This is a genomic window from Arthrobacter sp. JCM 19049 (genome assembly GCF_001310435.1).
Window position 1 is genome coordinate 1 of sequence record NZ_BAXF01000220.1, and the last position, 3,507, is coordinate 3,507.

Here is a 3,507-nt window from a genome sequence, read left to right on the forward strand (position 1 = left end):
GGACAGGCCGCGGCCGTGGCCGGAGGCGGGGTGGAAGACAATGGAAACGCGGTGATACCCGCGCGGGGTGTTCATAGCCTCACAGCCTACCCATGGGCGGGCGGTGGGCGGAAAAGCGCCGGGGGCATTTATGCTTGTTACACCGCAGCTTCACCCGCGCCCTGCCCCACATCGTTGAAAGGACTTGCTCCTGACCATGAGCTCGCCAAGTCCCTATGAAGTCCTTGGCATTGCGCGCACCGCTCCCAGGCCGAGATCAAGATGGCTTACCGCAAGGCCGCCCGCGAGTCCCACCCGGACCTGGGCGGCTCCGCCGAACGGTTCCGTGCCGTGCAGCGGGCCTACCAGCTGCTCTCGGATGAGGCGGACCGTTCGCGCTATGACCGCTCCTTCCAGGCCCCCGACACCCGCTCCACTGGATCCGCCACCTCCGCCGGCACCGGCTCGCGTCCCTTTGACGAGCGCGTGCGCACCTCCACCCAGCCCAAGGCGCAGATGCAGGTGCAGTACGTTCCGCCGCTGGAGGATACCGGTTTTACCGACCTTTCCGCCCAGCTCTCGCGCCGCCAGGTCCACGGCGAGCCGCGCAAGCGGGGGCTGTTCACCTCCCGCTCGCGGCTTGAACGGGAGGCAGCCACCATTTCGCTGCTTGAGCGCAACGTCCTGTCGGTGCTGCCCGCGGCGCGGCTGATCAATGGAGTGCACTCCCCCGGCGGCGGACACTATGACCACGTGCTGTTGGCGGGGTACCGGATGGCGGTCATTGGCACCATGACCCTGCCGAAGGGTACTACATGTTTGACGGGCAGGTCCTGCGCCACGGCAATCGGATGACCCAGCCCCCGGTCCTGCAGATCTCCGGCCTGCAGCGCGCCTTCATGAACCTGAACGTGGTGCCCTACACGCTGGTGCTCACCGGACGGGACAATCCTCATGAGCCGGTCATTGAATACGGCCGCAAGGGCGCCCCGGCGTTGGCCGCCTCCCCCAACGTGCTGAACGCCGCAGCTGGTGCGCGAGCTGAAACTGTTCCTGGCTCCGGCCCGCAGCCCAACCTGATGGACCGTCCCACCCTGGCGCGTCTACTGGCCGGCATGTACTGAGCACCAGATCCATGCCCACAAATCACCGTTGCGCAGGGTCTGAAGCACTACAATTGGGTGAGTGTTTCGAATCCTGTTTAACGCCCCCGAAATTCCGGGCAACACCGGTAATGCCATTCGTCTCGCCGCGGTAACCGGCGCCGAGCTGCACCTGGTCAAACCACTGGGTTTTGACTTTGATGACGCGAAACTGCGCCGTGCCGGGTTGGATTACCATGACCTGGCGGTGGTGAGCATCCATGAGGATTTGGATGCCGCATTCCAGGCGTTGGGCGAGGGCCGAGTTTTCGCCTACACCAGTGAGGGAACGACCCTCTACACCGATATCGACTACCTCCCCACCGATATCCTGCTCTTCGGCAAGGAGTCGGTCGGGCTCTCGGCGCAGGACAAGTCCCACCCGCGGGTCAGCGACCTGGTGCGCCTGCCAATGCTGCCGGCCCGCCGGTCCATGAACCTGGCCAACTGCGCCTCCATTGTGTTGTTTGAGGCATGGCGGCAGCACGGTTTCGCCACCGTATAGGACATTCAGCCTCGACACCCTTCAGTCACAGGTTGATAACAACTTTGTGCAGTAGGCTCAGTTAACGCGGTGCAGCGGAATTCCGGCTGGACCAGACACAACCGACGAAACTCTCGGGAGACTCCATCACCATGAACGGTAGCTTCGATCAGCGCCGCAACGAACAGCACGATGACGACCTGGGACTGGGAATCGTTGACGAACTTGCCAGCACCTCTCGGGCGGAGAAGTCCCATAAACCGCGCGGCTGGATCTTTGCCGTGGTGGGTCTCGTGGTGTTGGCGGTCCTGGCACTGGTGCTGTTCTCCCTGCTGAACTCCGGGGCGACGAACGACACCTCCGCGCTGAAGGCCAAGGATTCGGTGTCCAACACCCTGGAACTGCGCAGCGGCGGTAAGGCGACGGTGACCACCTCCGAATCCGATCAGGCGGTCGCCGTGGAACTCTCGGGTCTGCCGGCCCTGGACGAGTCCGAGCGCTACGTGGTGTGGGGCATCGATGACGAGGGCAACACGATGGTGCTGTTGGAAACCGCCAAGAGCGCGGACCAGGCCGGGGTGAAGGACAAGCCGGCCCTGGCTTCCATCCTGGTCACCGTCGAGACCACGCCCACCCCGGAAACGCCGACCAGCGAATCTGAGGCCTCGGTGGATCTGCCCCTGGATCCCAACGCGCCGCAGAAAGACGGCACCACCAACGGCGACGACGCCTAGCGTCGGTCCACGAGCAGCAACTAAGGTCCGTGAATCCCCGCTGGGGTTCACGGACCTTCGTCATGCTGGACCGTTTGCGCGGCCGCGGTTCAAGCCGGTGCGGCTAGAACCCGGCAATCGTGTCATCGGCGTTCACTGCCACCGCGTGGAAGCTCTCGGCGTGCCGGGCCTGCTCCAGCCCGCCGCGCACCGCGTTCTCCCGGCACTGTTGTTCGACGAACTTCTCCATGGCCCCCACATCCGGGTGCTGGGTGAAGTGCGAACGCAGCGCCTCCATTTTGCGTCCGAAGTGCTCGGTGATGTCCACAAACGCGTTTTCCCGTTCCTTCGCGCCCCGTAGAGCCACAGCCAGGGAACCTTGTAGGCTTCCAGGCCCTGCTCGGTGATCAGCTCCGGGAAGCTGAACGGGTTCTCCACCGCCGGGTAGATGGCCCGGGTCACCGCCTCACCGCAGGCCAGGTGGTCCGGGTGTGAACGCTGCAGGCGGTCCCACGCCCGTTCCGGGTGCATGGCCATGACAATGTTCGGGCGTATCTGGCGGATCAGCCGGACTACTTCGCGGATCACCCGCTGGTTCGGCTCCAAGAAGCCGTCGCGTTCGCCCAGGAAGTGCACCGTTTGCACGCCCACCTTGGCCGCGGCCTCGCGCTGTTCCAGGTGGCGCAGCCGGGCGGTTTCCTGTGGGTCCCGGTCATCAAAGCCACCGGCGTCCCCGTCGGTCATGATGCAGTATTCCACCTGCACCCCGGCGGAGGTCAAGGCGGAGACGGTGCCGGCGGCCCCGAAGTCCAGGTCGTCCGGGTGGGCGGCAAAGGCCAGCACGCGGGCGGTGGATGGTTGAATAAATGGCAGGGTATCGATCATGACTTGCGGCGGCGAATCTCCTCGGCGGCCTGCGGCAGCACCTGGCGCAGGTCACCAATGATCCCGAAGTCGGCGATCTCAAAGATTGGCGCGTCTTCGTCCTTGTTCACCGCCACAATGTACTTGCTGGTCTGCATCCCGGCCTTCTGCTGGATGGCCCCGGAGATGCCCACCGAAATGTACAGCTGCGGGGAGACAGTGGTGCCGGTCTGCCCCACTTGGTAGTCGTGGTCGATCCAGCCGGCATCGGTGGCGGCACGCGAGGCACCCACCGCCGCGCCCAACGCGTCGGCCAGTTCCTCGA

4 protein-coding genes and 2 pseudogenes are annotated in these 3,507 nt (G+C 64.8%); 4 read left to right on the top strand and 2 right to left on the bottom strand.

The genetic code is table 11. The annotated features are described in order from the left end of the window. Positions 1–252: 252 nt before the first annotated feature. From JCM19049_RS09770 to JCM19049_RS09785, 4 genes and pseudogenes are all read left to right on the top strand, one after another. Positions 253–834 (top strand): annotated as a pseudogene (locus JCM19049_RS09770) (J domain-containing protein); the annotation flags it as partial. Then, positions 831–1,103 carry a hypothetical protein gene (locus JCM19049_RS09775; RefSeq protein ID WP_054821487.1) on the top strand — a complete coding sequence of 91 codons (273 nt, stop codon included), beginning with the start codon at positions 831–833 and terminating at the stop codon, positions 1,101–1,103. The pseudogene JCM19049_RS09770 and the gene JCM19049_RS09775, both read left to right, overlap by 4 nt. Positions 1,104–1,164: 61 nt before the next feature. Then, positions 1,165–1,626, top strand: a complete 462-nt coding sequence (locus tag JCM19049_RS09780) for a tRNA (cytidine(34)-2'-O)-methyltransferase (protein ID WP_054821488.1) — start codon at positions 1,165–1,167, stop codon at positions 1,624–1,626. Positions 1,627–1,757: 131 nt separating this feature from the next. After that, on the top strand, positions 1,758–2,339 hold the full coding sequence (locus tag JCM19049_RS09785) for an anti-sigma factor domain-containing protein (RefSeq protein WP_054821489.1): 582 nt from the start codon (positions 1,758–1,760) through the stop codon (positions 2,337–2,339). A 103-nt stretch (positions 2,340–2,442) separates the two neighbouring features. Here JCM19049_RS09785 and JCM19049_RS09790 read toward each other — a convergent pair. Continuing rightward, a pseudogene (locus JCM19049_RS09790) lies at positions 2,443–3,203 on the bottom strand (PIG-L deacetylase family protein). Further along, positions 3,200–3,507, bottom strand: a 308-nt coding sequence (locus JCM19049_RS09795) for an electron transfer flavoprotein subunit alpha/FixB family protein (protein WP_279402894.1), incomplete at its 5' end; no start/stop codon positions are given. The gene JCM19049_RS09795 and the pseudogene JCM19049_RS09790, both read right to left, overlap by 4 nt.

Bases quoted from the DNA above. Each gene is read 5' to 3' on its own strand.
- JCM19049_RS09775 (WP_054821487.1), top strand. From the start codon at position 831: ATGACCCAGCCCCCGGTCCTGCAGATCTCCGGCCTGCAGCGCGCCTTC.
- JCM19049_RS09785 (WP_054821489.1), top strand. From the start codon at position 1,758: ATGAACGGTAGCTTCGATCAGCGCCGCAACGAACAGCACGATGACGAC.